Source organism: Kitasatospora cystarginea, assembly GCF_039533515.1.
GTDB classification, from domain to species: Bacteria; Actinomycetota; Actinomycetes; order Streptomycetales; family Streptomycetaceae; genus Kitasatospora; species Kitasatospora cystarginea.
Genome location: NZ_BAAATR010000001.1, coordinates 322,944 through 346,865, shown reverse-complemented (window position 1 = coordinate 346,865; position 23,922 = coordinate 322,944). Strand labels below are relative to the sequence as shown.

The following is a 23,922-nucleotide window of genomic DNA, read 5'->3' as shown; positions in this document are numbered from 1 at the left end:
GCGCGGGGACGGCCGTGGTGCCGGGGGTCAGGCGCCGGTGGTCGAGCCCGGGCGGATCACCATCATGACCGTCACCACGGCCCACAGCAGGTTGAACACCCCGGCGGTCATCGGCAGCAGGCGCAGACCGCCGGTCGCCCGGGTGTGCTCCTCGCTCTCGGGCGCGGCGTCGAGCGCGTCGATGGTGTTCTGCTGGGCGGGCAGCACGAAGAACAGCAGCGCGCCGGCTGCCAGCGCGGTCAGCACGATGGAGACGATCAGCCAGGCCTGGCCGATGATGCCCATCACCTGCGCGGTGCCGACGCCCATCACCGGCACGGCGATCCCGAGCAGCGCGTAGACCTGGGTGATCCGGTGCAGCAGCTTCACCGAGGCGGCGGCCGAGGCCTGGTCGGGGCCGGCGGCCAGGGCGGCCTTGGCGCGGGCCGGGAACATGCTCACGGCGACGGCCACCGGGCCTATGAACAGGACTGCGGCCAGGACGTGCAGGCTCAGCAGGAGCTTGGCCATGGGAGGAGACACCCTTCGCGGACGGTGGCCGGGCCCGGCGGACGGACGGCGGGCAACCGGCGGGGTCCGGTCGACGGAGCCCTCGGCACGCTAACACCAGGTGGTCGGTCGCCCGGTGGTCGGGGGTGGCCGAGCACAGCGCGTGATCGGCTGCTTCCGGTCCGGAAGCCCTCGAAGGGCCGGTCAGTGCTGACGTGGCGGCTCCGCGGCAGGTGCGGCCCGCTGATCGGGGAACCCGCCTCGGCGACCGGCGGCCCACGGGGAGGAGTCATCCGGCGTTGGCCGGGGCAGGCCGTTGCGAACCCCGCGCAGGAGTAGCGGAGCAGCGGAGTGCCCCCTGCCGCCCGATGGCCCGATGAGTCGGTCACCCGCTCGGGGGGATCCGGCGGGAATCGGTGCGCGATTCGAGACTCCGAGTCGAGGAATCATTCCTCCCCGGTAGGGCATCCTGGGAGAACAAAGGTGAAGGCTGAGGGGGAAGTCGTGCCTGAGTATGCGGAGTTCGTGACGGTCGGCGGCGCCGTGGTGCGCGTCGAGGGCGCCGAGACGGAGGGCCTGGGGGACGACGAGCCGTACGGCATGCAGCCGGTCGGTCGTGGTTCGTCAGCGGTCACCGCCGGGGTGGAGCGCGCGTCGGCGACCTTCGAGCAGGCGCTCGCGGGTGTCCGGGTGGCTGCCGAATCGGCGCTCGCGGCGTTCCGTGACGGCAGTCTGAAGCCGGACGCGGTGGAGATCGCGTTCGGGGTCAAACTCTCGGCCGAGGCGGGGGCGTTGATCGCCAAGACCGCCACCGACGCCCATCTGACGGTCAAACTCGTCTGGGCGCCGGAGAGAATCCCGGCCGGTCGCGACGAACCCTGATGGCCGGCCCGCGGACCCGGGACGACACCATGTTCGACGAGACGGCCAACTACCTGCCGGACCAGGAGGTGACGCACCTCCCGGCCCCGGCGGGCTACGGCGATCCCGCACGCGGCGAGTCCTCGTACCGCGACCCCGCCCCCGACGTTCCCGAAGCCCCCGCCTACGGCGTGCCGCTTCAGCGTGACTGCGGTGGTCGGCTCGACCCCGGCGCCGACTCGGCCCGGCAGGACGTCAGTTGGCTCACCCGGATCACCACCGAGGGCCCGTTCGCCACCACCGGCGCGGGGCTGCTGATCTCCGACCGCCGGGTGCTCACCTGCGCCCATGTGGTGCAGGGCTGTGTCCGGGCGCGGGTCCATCTCGCCGCGCGCCCCGACCACCCGCCGATCGGCGCCACCGTCGCCGTGCGCGGCCCGTGGGTGGAACGGTCCGGCGGCACCGGCGATGTGGCGGTGCTGGAGCTGGACGCCGCGCTTTCGCCGTACACGGCCACCCCTGCCAGGTTCGCGCCGCTGCACGGCTGGAGCGGGCTGCACGCGCCGCAGTTGGCCGCGTACGGGTTCCCCGAGGGGCACGACGGCGGGTTGAGCAGCGAGGTCCGGCTGACCAGGGGCGCGCTGCGGATCGGCGGCGAGCTGGTCCAACTGGAGCACGAGGGCACGGGGATGCCGCTCGCGCCCGGGTTCAGCGGCGGCCCGGTGGTGCTCGCCGGGACCGGGGAAGTGGTCGGCATCGTGACGGCGGCGCAGGACACCCTCTGGCGAGGCGTGGACGACCGGGCCCGGCGGCACGGCGGTGTCCCGGCGGTCCGGCTCGGCCAGATGCTGCCCGACGAGGCGATCGCCCGGTACGCGCCCGAGGTGGCCGACCGGCTCCCGGGGGCGGCCGTACCGGCGGACGTGGTGAGGGAGTTGCGGCTGCTGCTGGCGGACGCCGACGTGGCGGCCGACCCGCTGGAGCTGTACCGCGCGGCGGCCGGCCGGCTGGGCTGCCCGGACCCGCCGACCCGGCCGCGCAACCTCTGGGAGGCGGCCTGGTACCTGCTCTCCGAGGTTCCGCAGCCGGTCGGCCGGCTGCATCCGGTGCTGGACTTCGTCGGCCGGCTGGCCGAGTCGGCCGAGGACGAGCGGCTGCGCGCCGGGCTCTCCCGCTGGCTCGCCGCCGGTGTGCCGTACGCCGGCGCGTCCCGCGGCACCGTCCCCGCGCCAGGGGAGCCGGTGCGCGCCGCCCCGCGCCGGGAGTGCTGGCGCCCGATCCTGGTGGACATCCAGCCGAGCGGTGCCGGGACCAGGATGTTCCATGTGTCGATCTCCGCCATCCGCGACGGTGTGCTCGGCGAGCCGCACTCGCGGACCATGCTGAGCTCGATGCTGCCGGGTTTCGTCCGCGAGCGGATCGAGGAGGAGATCGGCCAACTGGAGCCGGACGGCGCCGAATTGATCATCTTCGCGCTGCCCCGGAAGTGGATCACCCAGCCCGTGCACAGCTGGGCCAGGCGCAAGGACTTCGGTCCGCTCGGCGCCGACCACGCGGTCGTGGTGGTGGACCAGCTGCGCCGGGCCAACGCCGCCGACCGGCGCCACCTGGAGATGAAGTGGGCCCGGATGCGGGAGGACCACAGCGCCGCCCTGTACCCGATCCCGTGCCACGCCGTCCCGGACAGCAAACGGCTCTACCAGCGGCTGCGTCCGGTGGCGCGCGCGGACCTGCCCGTGCTGCCCGGCCCGCCCAAGGGCACCCCGTACGAACCGTTGCTCGCGGCGGCGCTCAAGGCCGGTGCGCCCGCCGTCATGTGGACCCAACACACCTGTACCACCGACCACACCTACGTCGAGACCTGCCGGAACAGGCGGTTCCTTGACAGACTTGCAGTCGAGCTGGCCGATCTCCAGCTGGACGACCTGCCGCGCCGGGTGAGGGAGTTGCGCCACCAGGCGGAGGAGGGCGAGGACCCGGGCGCGCACTGGTCGGCCGGGCTCGTGCTGCTCTGGGAGGACCCGCAGGTCGTGCCGAGCCCGCACCGACCCTACGGGGTCGCCCCGACCGCCCAACCACCCCGCCACCCGAGCGACTAGCACGAGAGGGCCGCAGCATGCCGCTCAAGCCGATCTACCGGGGCGTCGAGGAGCCCCACGACGCGCTCGCCGAACTCCCCCCGCCGCCGCCCTGGCGCGCCTTCGACGGCGGACCGCCGCTGGACGGTCCGGTCGGTCGGGCGGACGGCGCGGACCAGCGCTGGGCCACCACCGCGGGCCACCGGGCGGGCACCTTCCGGCCGACCCCCGAGACCGTCGAGCTCGTCAACGCGGCCCTCTACCTGCGCCGCCCGCTGCTCGTCACCGGTCCGCCCGGCAGCGGCAAGTCCAGCCTCCCGTACGCCGTCGCCCGCGAGCTGGGCCTCGGCCCGGTGCTCCGCTGGAACATCACCAGCCGCTCCACCCTGCGCGACGGCCTCTACCAGTACGACCCGCTCTCCCGCCTCTACGCCGCCAACCAGGCCGGGCCCCGGACGTACGGCGCGGCCCTCGACGAGCACCTGCGCCTCGGCCCGCTCGGCACCGCCCTGCTCCCGTACCGGCGGCCCCGGGTGCTGCTCATCGACGAGATCGACAAGGGCGACCTCGACCTGCCCAACGACCTGCTGCACGTGCTGGAGGACGGCCAGTACGAGATCGACGAACTCGTCCGCGCCGCACCGCAGCAGCCCGAGGCCCAGGTGCTCACCGCCGACGGCTGCCACCGGGCGCCGATCAGCGGCGGCCGGGTGCGCTGCCGGGCCTTCCCGTTCACCGTGCTGACCAGCAATGCCGAACGCGAGTTCCCGGCGGCCTTCCTGCGCCGCTGCGTGGTGCTGGAGCTGCGCCGTCCCGAAGGCGCCGAGCTGGAGGAGATCGTCAAGGCCCATCTGCCCGAGGCCGACGCCCGGCTGGTCGGCGAGATCGTCGAGGTCTTCCTGGGCCGCCGGGAGGACGGCGAACTCGCCACCGACCAGCTGCTCAACGCGATCTACCTGACCTCCCGCCCCGAACTCGCCGAGGCCGCCGACCGGGCGGCCCTGGCCGCCCAGGTGATGCCGTACCTCAGCAGAGGCCAGGACGACGATGTCTTCTGACCAGGCGCCGGGCACCGCCGGACCGCTCGACCAGCTCGCCGCCCTGCTCACCGAGCTCGGACTGGCCGATCCGGGGCCGGTGGAACTCGCCGAACTGCTCTGGCTCGCCGCCCGCGGCCGCGAGGGCGACGCGGGCCAGGAGACGGGCGGTGGTGCCGGGGGGCCGGGCGCCCGCCGCCAGGACCGCCTGGTCGACCCGAACCGGACGGCCGGCCGCAGCACCGGCACCGCGGCCGGCGCCGGGCAGAGCGTCCGCACCGCCCTGCACCTGGCCTCCGGCGATCCGGAGGACGCGGTGGCCGCCGTCGCGGCCGTCCCCACCCCGAGCGTGCCGATGCTGGCCCGCCCGCTCACCCTGCAGCGGGCGCTGCGCCCGCTCAAACGGCGGGTTCCCGACCCCCGGCACGTCCAACTGGACGAGGACGCCACCGCCAACCGGTTGGCCGACGCGGCCACCGCGGACCGCCTGGCGCACGGGACGGGGTGCGCGCAGGGCCGGCGCCCGGTACTGCCGGTGCTGCGGCCCAGCACCGAGCGCTGGCTCGACCTGCACCTGGTCTTCGACTGCGGCCCCACCATGGCGCTCTGGCGCCCGCTGCTCCAGGAACTGCACACCCTGCTGGTGCAGACCGGCGCCTTCCGCCAGGTGGTGCGGACCCGCCTCGACGCGAGCGGACGGCTGGCGACCCGCCCGATGGCCGACGCCCGCACGGTGGTGCTGGTGCTCAGCGACTGCATGGGCCCGCAGTGGCGGCCCGGCGCGGCCGGCAACCACTGGTACCGGACCCTGCACACGCTGGCCCGCCGGGCCCCGGTCGCCGTGGTGCAGCCGCTGCCCGAGCGGCTGTGGCAGCTGGCCGCGCTGCCGCCCGAGGTCGGCCTGCTGTCCGCACCCGAGGCGGGGGTCCCCAACTCGGCGTACGGCTTCGCGCCGTTCAGCGAGCTGCCGCCCGGGCCAGGTGAGCTGCCGCTGCCCGTCCTGGAACCGAACGCCGGCTGGATCGCCAACTGGGCCCGCCTGGTGGGCAGTCCGGCCGGCGGCCAGGTGGTCGGCTCGGCGCTGCTGGTCGGCCCCGCCCCGGCCGAGTACGCCGACGACGTCGAACCGCTGCCCGAACCGCACGAACTCGGCCCGGAGGAACTGGTCCTGCGTTTCCGCTCGGTGGCCTCCCGGGAGGCCTTCACCCTGGCCGGGCTCACTGCACTCACCACCCCCGCCCTGCCCGTGATGCGGCTGCTACAGCGCGCCAGCTTCACCCGCCCGCAGCCCCAGCACCTTGCCGAGGTGGTGGTCAGCGGGCTGCTCAAGGAGCGCGATGGCCGCCGAGACCACTTCGAATTCCGGTCGGGGGTGCGGGAGTTGCTGCTGAACACGCTGCCGCGCTCGACCACCCACCAGGCCGTCGGACTGCTCGCCAGGGTCGGCGAGCAGATCGCCGAACGGGCGGGACGGGCGCCGGGCGAGTTCGCCGCCCTGGCGGCCACCGACAGCGGGGGAGCGGCGGTGGCGCTGGAACGCCGCGCCTTCGCCCTGATCAGTCCCGCCGCGCTGCGGCTGCTGGACGGCCCGACCGCACCCGTGCTCCAGCAGGTGCCGCAGCCGGACCGGCGGCCGGTCCCGGTGCCGCAGGCCCCGCCCGGCCTGCCCGACCCCGAGCGGTCCCGGGCCGTGCTGCTGCTCACCACCTCGCGAGCCTCGACGGCCGAGCCGCTCGCCGAGCACGAGTTCCGCGCCAGCGGCGACGTCACCGGCCTCGCCGCCGCGCTCTCCAGCCGGGCCCTGGTCGGACTCGCCCCGGAACGCGTCTGGGCCGGCGTGGACGACCCGGTCGCCTTCCAGCGCGCACTGCGGTCCGCCGTCGCCGAGGCGGAGGACGTCCTGGTGGTCTACGTCGGCGGGGAGGCGGCCGGGCCGCCGGTCGAGCGGCTGACGCTGGGCCCCGCGGCCAGGTCGGTGGACTGCGTGGCGATGCTGGAGACCATGGCGGCGGCGCGGGCCCGCAGTCGGCTGCTGGTCATCGACGGCTGGCAGGAGGTGCTGCCCGACGAGCCCGCGATCATGGAGGACTCCTCCGACACGCACGTGGTGGTGAGCATGCGGCAGCCGTCGGCGCGCTCCTACGCCAGTCGGCTCGCCCGGGTGCTGCGGGACGGAAGCCCGGGATCCCCTGCTGAGTTGACGGTTGGTCAGTTGATCCGCGAGGTGCACGAGCGGGGCATCCGCGAGGTGGACCTCGCCCAGTCGCGGATCTTCTCCTGGGGGGACCGGCCCTTCCTGTTCTCCCGCAACCCGGCCGTCACCGGGGAGACGGGGCGGCCCTCGCCGCGCTCCTCGCAGAGCGTGCCGACCCGTCGGCCGAACGCCGCCTCGCACTCGCGCAACTTCCGCCAGGAGACGGCGTGGGACGCGGAGCCGCCGGGGCCCGCGCAGCCGTACTTCTTCCTGAGCTACCCGGTGACCGAGCGCCCGCAGCCGCTGGTGGAGCAGCTGTTCGCCGATCTGACCGAGGAGGTACTGCAGCTGACCGCACTGCCGGGCGCGGTGCCCGCCGGCTTCATGGACCGGCTGGACCCGGCCGATCCGGAGGCGGACCGGGGGGTGTCCGAGGCGCTGGCCAGCTGCCGGGTGCTGGTGCCGCTGTACTCGCGGAGCTACTTCCGGTCCGAGCGGTGCGGGAGGGAGTGGACGGCCTTCGAGCGGCGGGGGCGGGCGACCGGGTGGGCCAGCGGGATCGTGCCGGTGCTCTGGTCGCCGGTGCCGCTGGCCGAACTCCCGCCGGTGGCGGCCAGACTGCAGTACGTGCAGAGCGGGCTCGGCTCGTCCTACGTCGAGGAGGGGCTGTACGGGCTGGCGAGCCTGCGCAAGTACCGGCAGCAGTACGAGATGGCGGTGCACCGGATCGCGGTGCGGATAGTGGACGTCGCGGACCGCACCGCGATCCTCCCCGGTACGCCGCTGCGGCTCGACGGTCTGGAGAGCGCGTTCACGTCGTAGCGGTACGGGCCGTGGCGGCACGCACCGAAGCGGCACGGGCCGCGGCACGGGGAGGGCGCACCCCGGATGCGCGCCCGTTCAGAGCTGGTCGCGGACGGTCCAGAGCTCGGGGAAGACGTCCTGGTCGGCGGACTGCTTCAGCCAGGCCAGGCCGCTGGAGCCGCCAGTGCCGGGCTTGGCGCCCATGGCGCGCTTGACGGCGGACAGGTGCCGCTGGCGCCAGCGCGTCACCCGTTCGGCGGTGTCGAGCAGCGCCTCGCCGAGCCGGGCCAGCTCCGCGTGCCCGGGCTCGGTGTACACCTGCCGCCAGGCCGTCTCGACCTCCGGGGCGGGCCGGTAGCGGGCGGTGCCTGGCCGGTGCGCCACGGCGAGTCCGCGCCGCGACAGCAGGGCCAGTACGTCGTCGTACAGGCCGGGCGCGTGCAGGGCGGCGGTGAGCTCGGTGTGCACGGCGGGGTCGGACTCGTACATCCGCAGCAGCGACTCGCTCTTGTTGCCGAGCAGGAACTCCAGCCGCAGGAAGGCCGAGGACTGGAAGCCGGAGGCCTCGCCGAGCAGCGGCCGGAAGGCGCCGAACTCCCGCGGGGTCATGGTCGCCAGCAGGTCCCAGGAGGAGATCAGCACGTCCTGGACGTGGGTGCCGCGCCGGAGGGCGGCGAGCGCGGCCGGCACGTCGTCCCCGCGCAGCGACCGCTGGGCCGCCGTCCACTCGTGCCGGAGCAGGTCGAAGAGCAGCTCCATCACCTGGGTGGCGATGATGAACGACAGCTCGGCGTCCTCGGCGCTGCGCGGGTGCTGCAGGCTGTGCAGGGTCTCCAGCCGGGCGTACTGGGCGTACGGGGTGCCGTGGACCACGTCCTCGGCCGGGCGGAAGGAGAGTTTCGGGGTGGTGATGCCGTTCTGGACCATGCCGGTTCCTCCTGGACGCGCGGGTTGCCGCGGTCACCGCCGAGCCATCGGCTGCTGATCTCCCGCGACACCATTGTGCGGCGGCCGCAGTGGCCTTTGAATGGGCAGTGCACACCGGATCGGCGAAACCGGTTTACGTTCGGAACCTGTTGGCCCGATCAGACCTTATGGAACGAAACCCTCACTCCGGGAGCAGCCGTGGACGCCGTCGACCGTCTCCTGATCGCCGAGTTGCAGGGCGACGCCCGGCTCTCCTTCAATGAGCTGTCCCGCCGGGTCAAGCTCTCCCCGCCGGCCGTCGCCGAGCGGGTCCGGCGACTGGAGGCGGACGGGGTGATCAGCGGCTATCACGCGCACATCGACCTCGACGCGGCCGGACTGACCGTCACCGCGCTGGTGCAGATGCAGTGTTACGGCCGGCGCTGTGTGCTGCGCGATCCCGAGGTCGCCCGCTGGCCGGAGGTGCTCCAGCTGCACCGGGTCACCGGCGGGGCCTGCTGCGTCCTGCTGGTGGCGGCCCGGAGCATGGCCGACTTCGAGCAGCTGATCGACCGCCTGGCGGTCTACGGGCAGCCGTCCAGCTCGATGATCCTCTCCACCCCGGTCCCCTGGCGCCCGGTCGAGCTCCCCTGACCTTGCGGTCAACGACCGTCAGTGGTGCGGGAAGTGGGCGCCGAGGCTCTCCAGACCGGCCAGGAACAACTCCACTCCCACGGCGGCCAGCAGGAGTCCGAGCAGCCGGGACAGCACCTGGAGCGAGGTCTGGTGGCTGCGGTGCAGCACGCTGGAGAGGGCCAGTACGGAGAAGCAGTTGATCAGCACCACCGCGAGATAGGCCCCGGCGATGGTGCTGTGCCACGACCAGGTGTCCCTCTGCAGCGACTCGACCATCACGGCGGTGACCGCCAGCGGGCTGGCGATGTACGGCAGCAGCAGCTCGCGCAGCCCCTCGGCGAGCGGGTTGTCCCACTCGGCCCCCGCCGTCTCCCCGCCGACGAGGTGCATGCCCAGCACCAGGGCGACGGCATAGATGAAGAAGATCACCCCGCCTGCCAGCAGCAGCGACTGGTCGCTGATGTGGAAGAAGGTGGTGAGGAAGTCCGCCGCGTACGCCAGGGTGACGCCGACCAGCGCGGCCAGCACGGTGCTCGCCAGGACCAGTCGGCGCAGTTCGGCCCCGGTGCGTTTCCGGGCGAGGTGGGCGAAGGTCAACAGGACCTTCGGCGGGCCCACCACGGCGAAGAACGTGATGAAAGCACTGCTCAGGTTGAAAACGGACATGGCCCAAGCATGCGTCAGCCCGGGGCGGTCACCCTGATACCGACATTCCTCGTGGCCGGTCGGCCTGAGGGCGGTTCAGCCGACGGCCGCCGGGTGGAAGCCCGCGCCGTCCACGGTGGTCGCGGCCCAGCCCGCCTCGTCCGCCGCGAGCAGCCGCTCGATCAGGGCGGCGGGCGGCAGCTCGCCGAGCTCGCCACGGGTGGTGAGGGCGGCCGCCGCCGCGAGGTGTCCGAGCCGCAGGCGTTGGGGCTCGGTCAAGTTCCTCAGTGTGCCTGCCAGATAGCCCGCAGCGAAGGCGCCGCCCGCTCCGGTCGGCTCCACCGGGGCCACCCGGAGGGCGGGTTCACAGACGGTCGAGCCGTCCCGGGCGATCGAGGTGGCGCGGTGCGCCTCGTCCTTCAGCACCAGGACGGTCGGACGGGGGAGCAGCTTGCGCAGTGCGGCCGGGTCGTCGGTGCCGAGCACCTCGCGCGCCTCGTCGGCGCCGAGCAGCACGATGCCCGAGGCGTTCATCAGGAAGCGCAGCGCCTGCCGGTCCCGCCCGGCCCAGAGCGCGGGGCGCCAGTTGAGGTCGAAGCTGACCAGCTTGTCCGGGACGGCCAGCAGGGTGCGCACCAGGCGGTGGCAGCTGTCGGAGAGCGCCGGCGTCACGCCGGTCAGATGGATCAGCGGTGCGGCGGCCAGCAGGGCGGCGGCGGCCGGCTCTGCCAGCAGCTCGGGGCCCATCGCGGAGGCGGCCGAGCCGCGCCGGTAGTAGTGCAGCCGGGTGCGGCCCGCCCCGAGGTCGTACGGGTGCTCCTGGCCGGAGCCGGTCTCCTTGAGGTACAGGCCGGTGGGGCGGGACTCGTCGTAGCCGACCGCCGAGGTGTCCACGCCGTGCGCGGCGATCCGCCGGACCAGCTGCCGGCCGAAGCCGTCCGCGCCGACCCGGCTGATCCAGGCGGCCGGGACGCCGAGCGCGGCCAGGGTGCACGCGACGTCGGACTCGGGGCCGCCGAAGCCGGGGTGGAAGCTCTCCGCCCGCTCCAGTGGTCCCGGGCGGTCGGGGAGGAGGGCGGCCATCGACTCGCCGAGGCAGACGGCGGCGGGCGGTGTCACCTGGGTACTCCTCGGAGAGTGCCTTGACCTCGGTCCAGGGCTGAGGTCAGATCAGTAAAGGCATATTATGCGAGGAATTTTGCGTATTGTGCAGCGCCGAATTCGGAGGACAACGGCTATGGTGCAGATCCCACAGGTCATCGACCGCACCCGGGTGGCGGCGCTCGCCGAGGAGCGGCTCGACTGGCGGTTCAAGGCCGTCCCCGCCGCGGCCTGGGGCGCGACCGTCGCCGAGTACCTGGCCACCGGCCCCACCCTGGACGACCTCGCCACCCCCCTGGTCACCCTCGACGCGGGCGCCCTCGACCACAACCTGGCCACCATGGCCGAGTGGTGCGCCAAGGCCGGCGTCGACCTCGCCCCGCACGGCAAGACCACCATGGCTCCCGTCCTCTGGCAGCGCCAGCTCGACGCCGGGGCCACCGCCATCACCCTCGCCAACCTGCCCCAGGTCAACGTCGCCCGCGCCTTCGGCCTGCGCCGGATCCACCTCGCCAACACCCTGCTCGACCCCGCCGGGCTGCGCCGCCTGTCCGCGGACCTCGCCGCCGACCCGGAGTTCCGCTTCGCCTCCTGGGTGGACTCCGTCCGCTCGGTCGAGCTGATGGACACCGCACTGCGTGGCGCCCCGGCTCCCGTGGACGTCTGCGTCGAACTCGGCTCGCCCGGCGCCCGCACCGGCTGCCGCACCGTTGCCGAGGCCCAGGCCGTCGCCCGGGCCGTGCACGCCGCGCCCGGCCTGCGGCTGGCCGGTGTCAGCGGGTACGAGGGCGCCATCGCCCACGACGCCACCGCCGACTCCCTCGCCGCGGTCGCCGGCTGGGTGGCCGACCTGGCCGAGCTGTACCGGCTCCTGGACGCCGAGGGGCTCTTCGACCAGGCCGACGAGGTCTGGGTCACCGCGGGCGGCAGCGCCTACTTCGACACCGTCACCGAACTCCTCGCCCCGCTCGGCGACTCGCGCACCCGGGTGGTGCTGCGCTCCGGTGCCTACCTGGCCCACGACGACGGCTTCTACCGGGGCATCTCCCCGCTCGCCCGGGCCCACTCGGAGCGGCCGTTCCGCTCCGCCCTGCACGCCTGGACCAGGGCCGTCTCCCGCCCCGAGCCGGGCCTCGCCCTGCTCGACGGCGGCAAGCGCGACCTCTCCTACGACTACGACTTGCCCGAGCCCCAGCTCGTCCGCGGCGGCGGCCGGCTGGCGGGCGGACGGATCACCGCGCTCAACGACCAGCACGCCTTCCTGCGGGACACCGACGTCCAGGTCGGCGACATCGTCCGGCTCGGCCTCTCCCACCCCTGCACCGTCTTCGACAAGTGGACGATGATCCCGGTGCTCGACGACGCCGACGCCGAACTCCCGCGCGTGGTCGACCTGGTGCGGACCTTCTTCTGACGTCCACCGGCAGCCCTGGTCGCACTTCGTGCTGCCCTCGGCGGAGGCGGTATCCACCGGGGTGCCTGACCTGTGGTGGTTGCGCGCGGGCTGCCCGTACGGCTCCGGCGTACGGCCACTTCGGCCGCGAGCTGCCGGACCTCACCTGGGAGCGCACCGACAGCGCCGAGCAGCTGGAGGCGGCCGTCACGGCCTGAGGTCGAAGCGGGCCGGGCGAGCGGTGTGCACGCCCGGCCCCTCCTCGTGCGCTGAGCGAGCGCGGGTCAGCAGCCGGCGGCGGGGCGGTCGCGGGTGACCAGGTCGGTGCGGCCGGGGGTGGCGTCCAGCCAGAGGACCCGGGTGCCCTGGTCGGCTGCGGCCTGGTACTGGCCGCCGCGGTTGCAGGAGACGCGCTCGGGGGTGCCGCCGGTGATCGGGAGCTGCCAGAGCTTGGGAAGCGCGGCATTGGTCCAGCCGTCGGCGGGCTTGCGGCTCTCGCCCCCGTAGGTGACGGCCAGGTCGGAGGCCGTGATGGTGACGGCGGTGCCCGCGGGCGGGGCGTCCGGGGAGGTGCCGGGCAGCACGTCGGTGACGCCGGAGCCGTCCAGGGCACCGGAGCGGACCGAGCTGCGCTTGGTACGGTCGCCGGGCGTCTCCACCCAGAGCAGGCGGCCGCCCGCGAGCAGGGTGGAGGTGATCGCGTCGGGGCTGCTGCCACCCGGTGCGTCCGCCACGTACTGGGCGGTGACCTTGCCGGCGGGGATCGAGTAGACGGTCGCCGCGTCGACGTAATCCTGCCCGGAGGCCCAGGACTCGGTCCAGCCGAGGTTGCCGTCCTTGAGGGTGAGGCCGGACATCCGGTGGCCGTCGGACAGCGGGAGTTCCACCGCCGGGCCGCCGCCGTGCGAGAGGTGGATCCGGGTCCGGCCGGTGGCGGAGTCCGTCACCTTGAAGGCGATGTCGTTGCCGGAGATCGCGACCTCACCGGGCTCCCGGGTGGTACCCGTGGAGTTGAACAGGCTGCGGATCGGGCCGCCGGCCAGCGAGCGGGTCAGCACCTCCATCCCCCACCTGCCCTGGGCGTCGGTGCCGACGGCCAGCCAGGCGGCGGAGGTGCCGTCGGTGGCGGCCCAGCCGTGCACGCGGCCGTCGTCCGGGCTGAGCCGGGTGGGGGCGCCGCGGCCGGTGGTGGAGCCGGTGTACAGGGCGGGCTGGGCCTTGCCGGTCGGGTCGGCGTCGGCCATCACCCAGTGGCCGTCGGCGACAGCCGGCGCAGACGGGGCGGAGGCGTCGCTCAGCAGCGTGCGGCTGTCCATGCCGAGCCGGTGCTGCCAGCCGGCCTGGATCCCGTGCGCATCGAACGCGCCTGCCACGGCTCGGAGTTGGGCGCGGCTGAGGTGGAGCGCCCGGCCGGCGGCGAGCACCGCGTTGCGCCCGTCCACGAAGTCGTCCATCGGGGTCAGGTAGTCGGCGAGCGCGCGGTAGACCAGCCGGTCGGCGGTGAGCGGGTCGAGGGTGCGCCGGATGTCCCACAACGCACCGGAGAAGATGGTGGAGTTGAGGTGCGCCCCGCCGCTGTCGAGCCCGATCCCTGCGCCGAGGTAGTCGTTCACGGTGGTGCGGTGGTCGTCCAACCGGCGCTGGGCGCAGGCCTCCGGGGTGCCGGTGCGGCACCGGCTCTCGCCGAGCAGGGCGGCCTTCGGGTCGTTCATCGACATGCCGCGGGCGGTCACCTCGATGGCGTTGCCGAAGTAGTCGGCCAGTGCCTCGTTCATCGCGCCGGCCTGGCCGAAGCCGACCAGGTTGGCGGTGTGCTGGATGACGCCGTGGGTCATCTCGTGCCCGGCCACGTCGAGTGCCACGGAGAACGGGTTGTACTGGGGGCCGCCACCGCCGTAGACCATCTTCTGCCCGTCCCAGTAGGCGTTCGGGAACGGGTCGCCGCCGTCGGTCACGTCGACCACGGAGGTGATCGGGCCGTCCTTGCCGTCCAGGCCGTTGCGGCCGAGCCGGTCGTGGTAGAAGTCGTACACGATGGCGGCGTCGAGCTGGGCGTCGGTGGCGCCGCTGCTGCCGGTGGCGGCCGGGAAGTCCGGGCTCGGGGAGCGGACCGGGTGGCTGTCGGCGGGGATCCTGCCCTGGAAGTCGCCCCAGTCCCGTCCGGCCGCGTCGTAGGTGGTGATGGCAGCGGGACGGGTGAGGTCGGTGAGCTGGTAACTCCCGTCCGGCAGACGGCCGATGTTCACCTTGGTGGAGTGGCCGAAGGCGTCCGGGGCGGTGCCGGTGGCGGGTTCGATACCGGTGTCGCTCGGGGTGGTGGGGCCGGTGCCGGTGTCCGCCCCGACCGTGTACGGGGCGGCGGCGCCTGCGAGGGCGATCGCGCCGACGGTGGCGTCCACGTAGACCTCGCGGACGAGTCGGCCGCCGGCGGCCGGGGTGGTGCTGTGCACGGTGAAGTGCTGGGCCAGCTGGCCTGTGCCGCCGGGCAGGATCACCAGGCCGCGGTCCTCGGCGCTGGCCCCGGCCCGGGCGTGCTCGTCCTCGATCGAGCTGAGCGCCAGGTTGCGCAGTGTCTCGGCCGGGATGGTGGGCCTGGTCGGCGCGGTGAGGCCGGTGAAGTACTTGCCGCCGACCGACTCGACGCGCTGCTGGGCGCCGTCGCCGGTGAGGTGGACCAGGTACTGCGCGCCGAGCACCGGTATGCCGCCCCGGTCCTGCTGGAACCTGACGGTGTGTCCGCCATCGTCGGTGCGGTCGGTGGCGATCGCGGTCAGCTGTCCGGGGTCGACCCGGTACCGGTCCCGGTGGGCCGCGAGGTGGGCCCGGGCGGCGTCGGCCGGGTTGCCGGGGGCCGCTTCGGCCAGGCCGGTGACCAGCTGCGGGGTGGCGGTGTCCTCACCGGCCACCAGGCCGGGGACCGGGTCGGCGTCGGCCGCCGGGGCGGATGCCGCGGCCAGGGCGGGAGGGGCGACGAGGGCCAGGGCCAGGAAGGTGGTCAGGCCGAGGCCGAGCGCCTTGGGCCTGGAAGTGCGGTGATGCACGGCAGTCCTTTCACGGGATGCGGGAACGGAGGTTGCGCGTGGGGTGTTTCGGGTTGCCTGACGGGGTGTCGGGGTGTTCGGATCGGCGGATCCGGGCGAGTGGGGGCGGCCCGCTCGGTCGGGCGCACTGGGCCGGTGGGCCTGACGGCGAACCGTTTCCGGCGCGTGCGGGGGCGGCCGAGTGGCGAGCGCGAGGTCTGTCAGCCCGCATGGCTGACTGGCCGTCACCTGAAGACAATAAGTCATCGATCAACATATGTCGATGGTCAATTCATGCAGTGGGGGCGACGGCCGTCGGGCCCGACCGGCCGCGCCGTCGGTTGCACCGCAGATGGCGGCGCTGCGGCGGCCGGATACACCTCAGGCGCCCACGAAGTGGGCGCCTGAGGTGGCGGGAGAGCGGGGCCGGAGGGTCAGCCGGGGAGGTGGGTTGTCACACCAGACCGGCGGGTTCGACGGGGCGGGTGCGCCAGTAGGTGCGGCTGACGGCGGCCAGGAGCGTGGCGCCGCCGAGCAGGCCGAGGACGACCACGGTGTTGTGCAGTAGCTCGCGGCTGTCGAACGCGGGCTGCTCGGAGAACGGCGGGCTGACCAGGACCGTCCAGGGGAGCGCCGCCAGCGCGATGCCGGCGGCGCGCAGACGGTCGGGGCGCCGGGCACCGAGGTGGAGGAGGAGGGCGAGGCTCAGCACCGCAGCGGGCCAATGGCTGGAGTCGTCTGTCAGGCGTTCGAGGGTCGGCGAGAAGGCCAGGTCGAAGAACGCGTCCGGGCGGGAGGGCCGCGGGACCTGCCACAGGACCAGGAGCGTGCAGAGCGGCACGGCGACGGCAATGGCGGCGAGCGCGACTCCGCTGCGGCCGCGCCGGGACAGGTCGACGCCGTCCGGTGGGGCGACGAGCAGCAGTGCGCCGAGGGTGGTCCAGAAGCCGAGGAGGCCGTGGTACTGCGCCCACGCCGGCCCGGAGTGGACGTGATGGAACGCCAGCACGATCGCGAGCCGCCCGAGGGTGCCCACCACGACCAGAGCGCGAGCCGCCGACCAGCGGCCGAGACCGGCGCAGAGCAGAGCCAGGAGCCAGGGACCGGTCTGCAGCAGGCCCGCGGCGGCCCGGACGGGGTTCCCCCAGCCGTAGGGGAAGTCGGGGTGGATGAACCCGAGCAGCAGGTGGACCGCACTCAGGCCGGCGCCGCCCGCGAGGACGAACGGCGCGGCGCCGGCGGCGATCCGGCCGACGGGGTCGGCCGAGCTGAGGCGGGTGCGCAGCCGCAGGGCGTGCGCGGCGAGCGCGGCCCACTCGCGCAGCCCGGTGCCGAGCTCGGCATCCTGGACGACTTCGGCGAACACGGCGGTGATCTCGTCACCGTGTGCGGCACGGTACTTGGCGGGGTAGAGGGCGCGTAGTGGGAGCCTCGCGGGGAGCGGGCGAGTGCCGGCCACGGGCGTGGTCGCAGGCGTGGCCGTGCTCGTGGTCGTCACCGCGGTCGGGTCGCTCACGCCGTCCCCCCGTGCAGCTGGAGTCGGCCGAGCGCGAGCCGGCGGTCGGCCTCGGCCACGCCCGCGCGCAGGCGCTCGGTCTCCTCGCCGAGGACGCTGCGACCCTGCTCGGTCAGAGTGAAGCTGCGGCGCAGGCGTCCGTCCACGACCTCCTCGTGGTCGATCCGGATGAGGCCCTGCTGGAGCAGGCGGTCCAGGGCCGTGTAGAGGGTGCCGGTGAGCAGCTTGGTCCGGCCTCCGGAGATGGCCAGGACTTCCTGGATGATCGCGTAGCCGTGCCGGGGGGCGTCGGCCAGTGCGGTGAGCACGAGGCGTGTCGGCTCTTGGAGTTGACGGTCTGCCATGGGGAGACCATAGGTCATCGATTGAGATATGTCGATCGTTTAGATATATCGGAATGCTGCGCGGGGAGGCGGCGGCGAGGGTGGGCGGTGGCCGATCGGATCGTGGTGCTCGAGCTGGGCGCGATCCTGCAACAGGGGCCGTTCGAGTGGCTTGTGCACGAGCCGGGGCTGTTCCGCGAGCTGTGACTGCCGTCCCGCGAACGTGACCGTGGCACCGTCCCGAAGCAGCGCCAGGGCCGGCGCGAGGGGTAGGGCGCCGGACCTCGCACGGTACCGGCTCTAGCTAGGGGTGGTAGAGCTCGCTGATGCCGGTGACCACGTTCTGGCCGTTCGAGGGTCCTCGGGTTCGGGTGGGCGGTCAGACCTCGCCGAACTCGCCGTTCCTGACGCCTGCGACGAAGACGGCGAAGGCTTCGGTGGAGAAGATCAGGGCCGGGCCTTCGGGGTCCTTGGAGTCGCGGACGGGGACTGCGCCGGGGAAGCCCGGGGCCACTTCGACGCAGGAACCGCCGTTGTCGCTGTGGGAGGACTTGAGCCAGGAAGCGTCGGCCAAGTCATGCATTCTCAAGGTCCTTTCGAACGTCGCGGATCGCGGCCAGGGACGCGCCTTGGACAACGACTCCACCTGTAGCTGATCGTAGTCTCGTTCCCAGGCCGCGACGGCTTCACGCGCACGCTCCAGGTAGCCCCGAGCTTGGGATTCGGTGTAGCCGACCACCGTGTGATCGGGCAGTGTCAGCAGAACCACGGGCAACGTGAACGGACGGTGTTCGCCAAGGCTGAACGGGGCGATCTGAACCGTGATGTTCGGGCGAACTGCCAGGTGCTCCAGGTGAGACAACTGCTCAAACATCACCTCACGTCCGCCGATCGGCCGGGCCAGGCAGCTCTGATCCATAGCCGCATGGATGATCGGTGGGGACTTCTGCTCCAGCAGGCGCTGGCGATTCGCCAGAAAGGCGACTCGTTCGTCCGCCTGGTCCTGAGTGATGCTGCCGCGCAGCACGGCAGCCTCGATCACGGAGAGGAGCGGTAGTGGCTGTGTTTGGAGTGGGTGCAGGCTCGTTGCAAGAGCCCCAGGTTGCGGAGTCGGCCGGCGTGGACGAACCGCCGACCTGCCCCGGCGAGGAATGTCGTAACTCAACTCGCTGGGACGGTAGTGCAGTTGATGGAGTAGCCCCCTGGCGATGCTCCTGTGGCCGGTTCGGGGTCTGCTGGCCCGCCGTCGTGGCCGCCTTGCACGGCGTGCCGGTCGTGCAGGCACTGGGCGGCGCCCTGGAAGGGGGTTGACGAAATGACGTACCGCCCCACCACCTTCATGAACACGGACTACGGCGCCTGGTCGGATCCTCCCGGGCGGGCCGACCTCGCCCCGCCCAGTACTTCCCGATCCGGATGGAGTGCCAGGGCCTGATCACCGACCCCCGGGGCTTCGTCCTGCTGGTCAACCCCGATGACCGCGACGGCTGGACCCTGCCCGGCGGTCCCGCCCGCTCGGGCGAGCTGCCGCACCTGGCCGCCACCCGCACGGTACGCGCGGAGACCGGGCTGGAGCTGCACTTCAGTGACGCCCTCATCGTGGACATCACGCCGCACCCGTACTCGCCGCAGACCGTGAACCACGTCTTCGCCGCCCAGGTCACCACCCAGGCGGCGGCCACCGCGACCATCCCCGCCAGGGCACTCGCCCGGATCGGCGAGATCGCCTGGGTCGGACCCGGCCACGTCCCCGGCCGCTGCGCCGATGGCCACGCCCGCCGCATCCGGTCCGCCCTGCTGCGCCTCGCCGCCCCGTTCGCGCCCGTCTACCACGTCGACGGCCGTGCCGTCGGGCCTGAGGGCGAGCATCGGCGTCGTACTACTCGAGCCGGACGGTGACCCCGTACTCGTACAGGACGTCCAGGATGGCGTCGAAGTAGCTCCGGGTGCGGTCGCCGGAGGTCGGGAGGCGGCGGGTCAGGTGGTGGCGGGCGTGGGCCGAGTCCTCCCAGACCAGGGTGAACGGCGGCTCGGGGCCGAAGCCGCCGCGCAGGCAGTCGGCCAGGGCGTCCAGGTTGCTGCCGTAGTAGCCGTCCGGGGCACGGAGAGCGCGGCCCAGTGCGGTGTAGAACGACGGCTCGTCGGACACGGTCCGGCCGTCCAGGTGGTACTCGGGCTGCTGCTCTTGCATCGGTACGTCCTTGCGTTCGGGGTACTCGGCCGATGGGGTCGGGTTCGCCCGGATGGCGTTCCCGGGTCGTTCCGGGCCCGCCCTTCGGCTGGTATGGGAGGCGCACCGTCAACCGGCACGATCCGAGGGCCCATCATGACCTGTCTCAGCCGTAAGGACCTAGGGCTGTTCGCCCTGCGCGCCGCCGTCGGCGGGGTGCTCTTCGCTCACGGTACCCAGAAGCTGTTCGGCTGGTTCGGCGGCGGCGGTCTGGAGGGGACCGCCAGTGCGATGGAGCAGATGGGGTTCGAGCCGGGCCGTCGCAGCGCTCTCGCGGCGGGCCTCGGCGAGGCGGGCGGCGGTGCCCTGCTGCTCGCCGGGCTGGCCACCCCGGCCGCCGGATCGATCGTCGCGGGCACCATGGCCGGGGCCGTCTCGGTGAGTGCCCCGGCCGGCTTCTTCGTCACCTCGGGCGGCTACGAGTACCCGGCCCTGCTCGGCGCCTGCGGCCTCGCCCTCGGCATCTCCGGGGCGGGCCGTTTCTCCCTGGACGAGGTCACCGGGCACTGCCTCGACCGCACCTCGATCGGCCTGATCTCCTTCGCCGCCGCCGCGCTCGCCGCGGCCGCCGTGGTGACCCGCCGGAAGGACGTGATCCGCCGCCGCGAGGCCCGCGCCGCCGACGAGGAGGCCTTCCAGGTCGAGGGCACCGGCCTGTCCTGAGCGATGGAGCGGGGAGAGCCCGGCGAGGAGCAGTCATGAAGCACCGTCAAGTCCAGGGCATGCTCGCGGCGGCCGCAGCCGTGCTGTGCGCCGGAGGCGGGCTGGCAGGGTGCGCCTCGTCCGGCAAGCCGCCGGCTTCGCCGGCCTCCTCGGCGGTCTCGGCCGCCCAATCGGCACTAGCCTCGGCGGCAAGCGGTCTGGCGTCCCAGGCGGCCTCGGCACTGGCCTCCGCCGAGTCCGCCGCCTCGTCCGCGCTGGCCGGGGTGAAGGGTGGTCTGAACGCCACGGATGACGTGGTGATCGGGCCGGTGGTCCGGGGTACCGACGGGACCACGGACGCGCCGCTCACCATCACCAACCACCAGTCCAAGCCGTTCCGTTACATCATCGAGGTGGACTTCAAGGACGGGTCGGGCAAGCTGCTGGACGCCGTGGTGGTCAACGTCCCCGAGGTCGCGCCGGGCGCCACCGCCGACGCGGCGGCCCGCAGCCACCGCGAGTTCCCGGGCCAGGTGACGGCCGTGGTGGTGACCGCGCTGCGCTACTGAATCCTCACTCTGAAGAGTGCCTTCTTGCGATACCCGCTCGGTACGCTGGCTCTGTCGGCCAGAGTCGTGCCCATGGGAGTGATGATGACTGCCGTACCAGACTGGCTCATCCCGCCAGAGGGCGGGTTCACCGCCGACGATCTCGACAACATGCCTGGCCTCCCGCCGCACACGGAGTTGATCGACGGGAGCCTCGTCTTCATGAGTCCGCAGAAGTACTTTCACGCGCTGGTGGTCTCTCTGCTCGAGTGGAGGCTGCGGGGAAGTTGTCCGAACGGCTTCCGCGTCGTGCGCGAGATGAGCGTGGTGCTCGGAAAGCACAACCGGCCGGAGCCGGACGTCTCGATCGTGCGCGCCGAGGCGGTCACCGAGGATGCGGAGGAGACCGGCTACCGGGCGCAGGACGTGGTCCTCGCGGTCGAGGTCGTCTCACCGGACTCGGCCGAGCGGGACCGGGAGACCAAGCCGCGCAAGTACGCGCAGGCCGGGATCCCGCACTTCTGGCGGGTGGAGAAGGGTGAGGGGCGGCGGCCCGTCGTCTACGTCTACGAGCTCGACCCGGCGACCGAGACCTACGTCCCCACCGGGATCTTCCACGATCACCTCAAGGTCGTCGTCCCGTTCGAGATCGACCTGGACCTGACCGAGATCGACAAGCTCTGAGGCTCCCGTACGCCGGTCCCGCGCAGCCGCGGGGCCGGCGTCGTGCTGTCCGGGCCCGGGCGGAACCTTAAGGCGGGGTCAAGTGGCAACTCGGTCCCTTGACGGCGGAGTTGGTCTAGTCCATTTTTGAGGGCAGGTGCAGGGAGCCCTGGGCCGGCGCCGGTGGTCCAGACTTCCAGTGCCGGCTCCGCGCACTCATCTGCCCGTCGCAGCACCGTGCTTGTCCCCATTCCGCTGTCATGCCCCTGGCCACGTGGCCCCACCCCGCGTGTGCTCCCCCAAGGGGGCGGCAGTCCCCCACGACGAGGAGTCATGCACTCATGGACCGTGTTCTCCCCAGGTACCAGGAGCCGCCCCGCAGAGGGCGGTCGAAGAGCCTGACCGGGCTGGCGGTCGGCGCCGCGGCGTCCCTGCTGCTCGGCGCGGGCCTCACGCTCGGCGCGGGTGCCACCGCCCAGGCCGCGCCGACCAACTCCACCGGAGCCCCGGCGACCAGCGGCGGCATCAAGGTGGCGTACTTCGACCAGTGGTCGATCTATGCCAACGCGTACTACCCGAAGACGGTCCAGGACACCGGCGTGGCCTCCAAACTGGACTACCTGATCTACGACTTCGCCAACATCGACCCGGTGAACCTCACCTGTTTCGAGGCCACCAAAGCCGCCTCGCAGGACGAGAACAACCCCAGCGCCGGTGACGGCGCGGGCGACGCCTACGCCGACTACCAGAAGACGTACGACGCGAGCACCGGCGTGGACGGCGTCGCCGACACCTGGAACCAGCCGCTGGTCGGCAACTTCAACCAGCTGAAGAAGCTGAAGGCGAAGAACCCGAACCTCAAGGTCCTGCTCTCGATCGGCGGTTGGACCTACTCCAAGTACTTCTCCGATGCGGCAGCCAGCGACGGCTCGCGCAAGAAGCTCGTCTCCTCCTGCATCGACATGTTCATCAAGGGCAACCTGCCCGCGCAGGGCGGCTTCGGCGGGCCCGGCACGGGTGCGGGCATCTTCGACGGCTTCGACATCGACTGGGAGTACCCGGGCGGCGGCGGCCACCTCGGCAACCACGCCTCGCCGGCCGACAAGCAGAACTTCACCGCGCTGCTGGGCGAGTTCCGCTCCGAGCTGGACGCCCAGGGCAAGGCGGACAACAAGACCTACGCGCTCTCCGCGGCGGTCGGCGCCGGCCAGGACAAGATCCAGAACGTCGAGACCGACAAGATCGGCCAGTACCTCACTTTCCTGGACGTGATGACCTACGACATGCACGGCGCCTGGGACCCGACCGGGCCCACCAACCACCAGGCCCCGATCTACTCCGGCCCGAACGACCCGATGACGCCGGTCAAGCCGGGCAACGGCAAGTACTCGATCGACAACGCCATCAAGGCCTGGACGGTCGGCGACCCGCAGTACGGGATCCCCGGCGGCTTCCCCGCCAACAAGATCAATATGGGTGTCCCGTTCTACTACCGCGGCTGGACCGGGGCGCCCGCGGGCGACAACCACGGCCTGTTCCAGAGCGCGACGGGGCCGGCCACCGGCGCTCCGATGTCCGGCAACGTGAACGGCACCCGGATGTACAAGGAGTTGAACGGCTTCGTCGACAATCCGGCCTACACCTACTGGGACGACGCCGCCAAGACCTCCTACTTCTACGACGGCACCACCTTCTGGAGCGGTGAGAACGCCCGGTCCATCCAGGCCAAGCTGGACTACGCGCACTGCAACGGCCTCGGCGGCTCCTTCGCCTTCTCGCTCTACGACCTGGGCACCCAGACCTCGCCGTTCGACACCATGGTGAACGCGACCAACGGCTCCGCGGCCAACTGCCCGGCGCCGCCGACCTCTTCGCCGTCGTCCTCCACCAGCAGCTCTCCGTCCTCCTCCCCGAGCGGCTCGCCCAGCCCGTCGCCCACCTCCTGCGCGGGCGCCCCGGGCTGGAACCCCTCGACGGTCTACGCGGCCCCGGGGACCAAGGTCTCCTGGAAGGGTCACTACTACACCAACAAGTGGTGGACCCAGGGCGAGGACCCGTCGATCAGCGGCCAGTGGGGCGTCTGGGCCGACAACGGCCTCTGCTGACCGGCCCACCGACAGGTCAGGCCGCCCCGGGTGCCGACGCGCCCGGGGCGGCCTCGACGATCCGGCCGTCGGCGAGCTCCACCACCCGGTCCGCGAGTTCCATCAGCGCCGGGTCGTGGGTGGCCACCAGCGCGGTGACGCCCTCGCTGCGGACGACTGCTCGCAGCAGCTCCATGACCGACCGTCCGGTCTCGGAGTCCAGCTGGCCGGTCGGCTCGTCCGCGATGATCAAGGACGGCTCGTTGGCCAGGGCGCGGGCGATGGCGACGCGCTGCTGCTGGCCGCCGGAGAGCTCACCCGGACGCTGCTGCGCGTGGTCGGCCAGGCCGACCAGGGCGAGCAGGGTGCGCGCCCGCTCCTCGCGCTCGCGTACCGGGACGCGGCGCAGCCGCATCGGAACGCCCACGTTCTCGGCGGCGCTGAGGATCGGGATCAGCCCGAAGGACTGGAACACGAAGCCGATCCTCTCCCGCCGCAGGGCCAGCCGGCCCTCCTCGTCCAGCCGGGTCAGACCGGTGCCGTCGAGTTCGATCTCGCCGCTGGTCGGGCGGTCCAGGCCGCCGACCAGGTTGAGCAGGGTGGTCTTGCCCGATCCGGACCGGCCCTTGAGTGCGGTGAGTTCGCCCCGCCGCACCTCGAAGGAGACCCCGCGCAGGGCGAACACCTGGCCGGCACCGGAATCGAAGCGCCTGGTCACGTTCCGGACCGTCACCATCGGTACGGATGAGTCT

21 protein-coding genes are annotated in these 23,922 nt (G+C 72.8%); 11 read left to right on the top strand and 10 right to left on the bottom strand.

Annotation, left to right across the window (positions count from 1 at the left end):
* Positions 1 to 27: 27 nt before the first annotated feature.
* Positions 28 to 510 (bottom strand): DUF2269 family protein, encoded by a 483-nt coding sequence (locus ABD369_RS01520; RefSeq protein WP_344634306.1) that lies wholly within the window; start codon positions 508 to 510, stop codon positions 28 to 30.
* A gap of 483 nt (positions 511 to 993) precedes the next feature.
* Here ABD369_RS01520 and ABD369_RS01515 point away from each other — a divergent pair, with 483 nt between their 5' ends.
* Genes ABD369_RS01515 through ABD369_RS01500 form a run of 4 tightly spaced genes read left to right on the top strand, consistent with a single transcriptional unit; the run spans position 994 to position 7,481 of the window.
* Positions 994 to 1,371 carry a CU044_2847 family protein gene (locus tag ABD369_RS01515; protein WP_344634305.1) on the top strand — a complete coding sequence of 126 codons (378 nt, stop codon included), beginning with the start codon at positions 994 to 996 and terminating at the stop codon, positions 1,369 to 1,371.
* Positions 1,371 to 3,449: a VMAP-C domain-containing protein gene (locus ABD369_RS01510; RefSeq protein WP_344634304.1), complete on the top strand. Its 2,079-nt coding sequence runs from the start codon at positions 1,371 to 1,373 to the stop codon at positions 3,447 to 3,449. Before ABD369_RS01515 ends, ABD369_RS01510 begins: the two co-directional genes overlap by 1 nt.
* Positions 3,450 to 3,466: 17 nt before the next feature.
* Complete coding sequence (locus tag ABD369_RS01505) at positions 3,467 to 4,486, top strand: AAA family ATPase (protein WP_344634303.1); 1,020 nt, start codon at positions 3,467 to 3,469, stop codon at positions 4,484 to 4,486.
* The gene (locus tag ABD369_RS01500) at positions 4,476 to 7,481 is read left to right on the top strand and encodes a TIR-like protein FxsC (protein ID WP_344634302.1); all 3,006 of its coding nucleotides are present in this window, start codon (positions 4,476 to 4,478) and stop codon (positions 7,479 to 7,481) included. The genes ABD369_RS01505 and ABD369_RS01500 overlap by 11 nt, the downstream gene beginning before the upstream one ends.
* A gap of 78 nt (positions 7,482 to 7,559) precedes the next feature.
* Here the strand turns inward: ABD369_RS01500 and ABD369_RS01495 are convergent, their stop codons facing one another.
* Positions 7,560 to 8,390, bottom strand: coding sequence for a tryptophan 2,3-dioxygenase (locus ABD369_RS01495; protein ID WP_344634301.1), 831 nt, complete (start codon positions 8,388 to 8,390; stop codon positions 7,560 to 7,562).
* 198 nt (positions 8,391 to 8,588) lie between these two features.
* Between ABD369_RS01495 and ABD369_RS01490 the strand changes: the two genes are divergently transcribed.
* Positions 8,589 to 9,023 (top strand): Lrp/AsnC family transcriptional regulator, encoded by a 435-nt coding sequence (locus ABD369_RS01490; protein WP_344634300.1) that lies wholly within the window; start codon positions 8,589 to 8,591, stop codon positions 9,021 to 9,023.
* Between the two features lie 18 nt (positions 9,024 to 9,041).
* Here the strand turns inward: ABD369_RS01490 and ABD369_RS01485 are convergent, their stop codons facing one another.
* The gene (locus tag ABD369_RS01485) at positions 9,042 to 9,671 is read right to left on the bottom strand and encodes a MarC family protein (RefSeq protein WP_344634299.1); all 630 of its coding nucleotides are present in this window, start codon (positions 9,669 to 9,671) and stop codon (positions 9,042 to 9,044) included.
* 75 nt (positions 9,672 to 9,746) lie between these two features.
* Positions 9,747 to 10,769 carry a sugar kinase gene (locus tag ABD369_RS01480; protein WP_344634298.1) on the bottom strand — a complete coding sequence of 341 codons (1,023 nt, stop codon included), beginning with the start codon at positions 10,767 to 10,769 and terminating at the stop codon, positions 9,747 to 9,749.
* A gap of 118 nt (positions 10,770 to 10,887) precedes the next feature.
* Between ABD369_RS01480 and ABD369_RS01475 the strand changes: the two genes are divergently transcribed.
* On the top strand, positions 10,888 to 12,165 hold the full coding sequence (locus ABD369_RS01475) for an alanine racemase (protein ID WP_344634297.1): 1,278 nt from the start codon (positions 10,888 to 10,890) through the stop codon (positions 12,163 to 12,165).
* 263 nt (positions 12,166 to 12,428) lie between these two features.
* Here ABD369_RS01475 and ABD369_RS01470 read toward each other — a convergent pair whose 3' ends face one another.
* The 4 genes from ABD369_RS01470 to ABD369_RS01455 all read right to left on the bottom strand — a co-directional run bounded on the left by ABD369_RS01470 (position 12,429) and on the right by ABD369_RS01455 (position 18,045).
* Positions 12,429 to 15,185 (bottom strand): M4 family metallopeptidase, encoded by a 2,757-nt coding sequence (locus ABD369_RS01470; RefSeq protein ID WP_344634296.1) that lies wholly within the window; start codon positions 15,183 to 15,185, stop codon positions 12,429 to 12,431.
* A gap of 433 nt (positions 15,186 to 15,618) precedes the next feature.
* Positions 15,619 to 16,680: a hypothetical protein gene (locus ABD369_RS01465; RefSeq protein WP_344634295.1), complete on the bottom strand. Its 1,062-nt coding sequence runs from the start codon at positions 16,678 to 16,680 to the stop codon at positions 15,619 to 15,621.
* Positions 16,677 to 17,024: a PadR family transcriptional regulator gene (locus ABD369_RS01460; protein WP_344634294.1), complete on the bottom strand. Its 348-nt coding sequence runs from the start codon at positions 17,022 to 17,024 to the stop codon at positions 16,677 to 16,679. The genes ABD369_RS01465 and ABD369_RS01460 overlap by 4 nt, the downstream gene beginning before the upstream one ends.
* Before the next feature lie 358 nt (positions 17,025 to 17,382).
* Complete coding sequence (locus tag ABD369_RS01455) at positions 17,383 to 18,045, bottom strand: DUF397 domain-containing protein (protein ID WP_344634293.1); 663 nt, start codon at positions 18,043 to 18,045, stop codon at positions 17,383 to 17,385.
* Positions 18,046 to 18,419: 374 nt separating this feature from the next.
* Here ABD369_RS01455 and ABD369_RS01450 point away from each other — a divergent pair, with 374 nt between their 5' ends.
* Complete coding sequence (locus ABD369_RS01450; RefSeq protein WP_344634292.1) at positions 18,420 to 18,902, top strand: NUDIX domain-containing protein; 483 nt, start codon at positions 18,420 to 18,422, stop codon at positions 18,900 to 18,902.
* On the opposite strand, the gene ABD369_RS01445 is transcribed toward ABD369_RS01450, so the two are convergent.
* Entirely contained in the window at positions 18,883 to 19,194 is a 312-nt protein-coding gene (locus ABD369_RS01445; RefSeq protein ID WP_344634291.1) for a barstar family protein, read from the bottom strand. The genes ABD369_RS01450 and ABD369_RS01445 overlap by 20 nt on opposite strands.
* Positions 19,195 to 19,329: 135 nt before the next feature.
* Here ABD369_RS01445 and ABD369_RS01440 point away from each other — a divergent pair, with 135 nt between their 5' ends.
* From ABD369_RS01440 to ABD369_RS01425, 4 genes are all read left to right on the top strand, one after another.
* On the top strand, positions 19,330 to 19,896 hold the full coding sequence (locus tag ABD369_RS01440) for a DoxX family protein (RefSeq protein WP_344634290.1): 567 nt from the start codon (positions 19,330 to 19,332) through the stop codon (positions 19,894 to 19,896).
* Between the two features lie 35 nt (positions 19,897 to 19,931).
* Positions 19,932 to 20,444 carry a hypothetical protein gene (locus ABD369_RS01435; RefSeq protein WP_344634289.1) on the top strand — a complete coding sequence of 171 codons (513 nt, stop codon included), beginning with the start codon at positions 19,932 to 19,934 and terminating at the stop codon, positions 20,442 to 20,444.
* An 84-nt stretch (positions 20,445 to 20,528) separates the two neighbouring features.
* Positions 20,529 to 21,107 (top strand): Uma2 family endonuclease, encoded by a 579-nt coding sequence (locus ABD369_RS01430; protein WP_344634288.1) that lies wholly within the window; start codon positions 20,529 to 20,531, stop codon positions 21,105 to 21,107.
* A gap of 320 nt (positions 21,108 to 21,427) precedes the next feature.
* Positions 21,428 to 23,191, top strand: coding sequence for a glycosyl hydrolase family 18 protein (locus ABD369_RS01425; RefSeq protein ID WP_344634287.1), 1,764 nt, complete (start codon positions 21,428 to 21,430; stop codon positions 23,189 to 23,191).
* Between the two features lie 16 nt (positions 23,192 to 23,207).
* On the opposite strand, the gene ABD369_RS01420 is transcribed toward ABD369_RS01425, so the two are convergent.
* On the bottom strand, positions 23,208 to 23,906 hold the full coding sequence (locus ABD369_RS01420) for an ABC transporter ATP-binding protein (RefSeq protein WP_425557512.1): 699 nt from the start codon (positions 23,904 to 23,906) through the stop codon (positions 23,208 to 23,210).
* Between the last annotated feature and the right edge of the window lie 16 nt (positions 23,907 to 23,922).

Excerpts from the sequence above, each read along its gene's own strand:
- ABD369_RS01420 (WP_425557512.1), bottom strand. The coding sequence starts at position 23,906 with ATGGTGACGGTCCGGAACGTGACCAGGCGCTTCGATTCCGGTGCCGGC.
- ABD369_RS01500 (WP_344634302.1), top strand. The coding sequence starts at position 4,476 with ATGTCTTCTGACCAGGCGCCGGGCACCGCCGGACCGCTCGACCAGCTC.
- ABD369_RS01475 (WP_344634297.1), top strand. The coding sequence starts at position 10,888 with ATGGTGCAGATCCCACAGGTCATCGACCGCACCCGGGTGGCGGCGCTC.
- ABD369_RS01430 (WP_344634288.1), top strand. The coding sequence starts at position 20,529 with ATGACTGCCGTACCAGACTGGCTCATCCCGCCAGAGGGCGGGTTCACC.
- ABD369_RS01520 (WP_344634306.1), bottom strand. The coding sequence starts at position 510 with ATGGCCAAGCTCCTGCTGAGCCTGCACGTCCTGGCCGCAGTCCTGTTC.
- ABD369_RS01445 (WP_344634291.1), bottom strand. The coding sequence starts at position 19,194 with ATGCAAGAGCAGCAGCCCGAGTACCACCTGGACGGCCGGACCGTGTCC.
- ABD369_RS01485 (WP_344634299.1), bottom strand. The coding sequence starts at position 9,671 with ATGTCCGTTTTCAACCTGAGCAGTGCTTTCATCACGTTCTTCGCCGTG.
- ABD369_RS01495 (WP_344634301.1), bottom strand. The coding sequence starts at position 8,390 with ATGGTCCAGAACGGCATCACCACCCCGAAACTCTCCTTCCGCCCGGCC.
- ABD369_RS01435 (WP_344634289.1), top strand. The coding sequence starts at position 19,932 with ATGAAGCACCGTCAAGTCCAGGGCATGCTCGCGGCGGCCGCAGCCGTG.
- ABD369_RS01510 (WP_344634304.1), top strand. The coding sequence starts at position 1,371 with ATGGCCGGCCCGCGGACCCGGGACGACACCATGTTCGACGAGACGGCC.
- ABD369_RS01440 (WP_344634290.1), top strand. The coding sequence starts at position 19,330 with ATGACCTGTCTCAGCCGTAAGGACCTAGGGCTGTTCGCCCTGCGCGCC.
- ABD369_RS01460 (WP_344634294.1), bottom strand. The coding sequence starts at position 17,024 with ATGGCAGACCGTCAACTCCAAGAGCCGACACGCCTCGTGCTCACCGCA.
- ABD369_RS01450 (WP_344634292.1), top strand. The coding sequence starts at position 18,420 with ATGGAGTGCCAGGGCCTGATCACCGACCCCCGGGGCTTCGTCCTGCTG.
- ABD369_RS01425 (WP_344634287.1), top strand. The coding sequence starts at position 21,428 with ATGGACCGTGTTCTCCCCAGGTACCAGGAGCCGCCCCGCAGAGGGCGG.
- ABD369_RS01505 (WP_344634303.1), top strand. The coding sequence starts at position 3,467 with ATGCCGCTCAAGCCGATCTACCGGGGCGTCGAGGAGCCCCACGACGCG.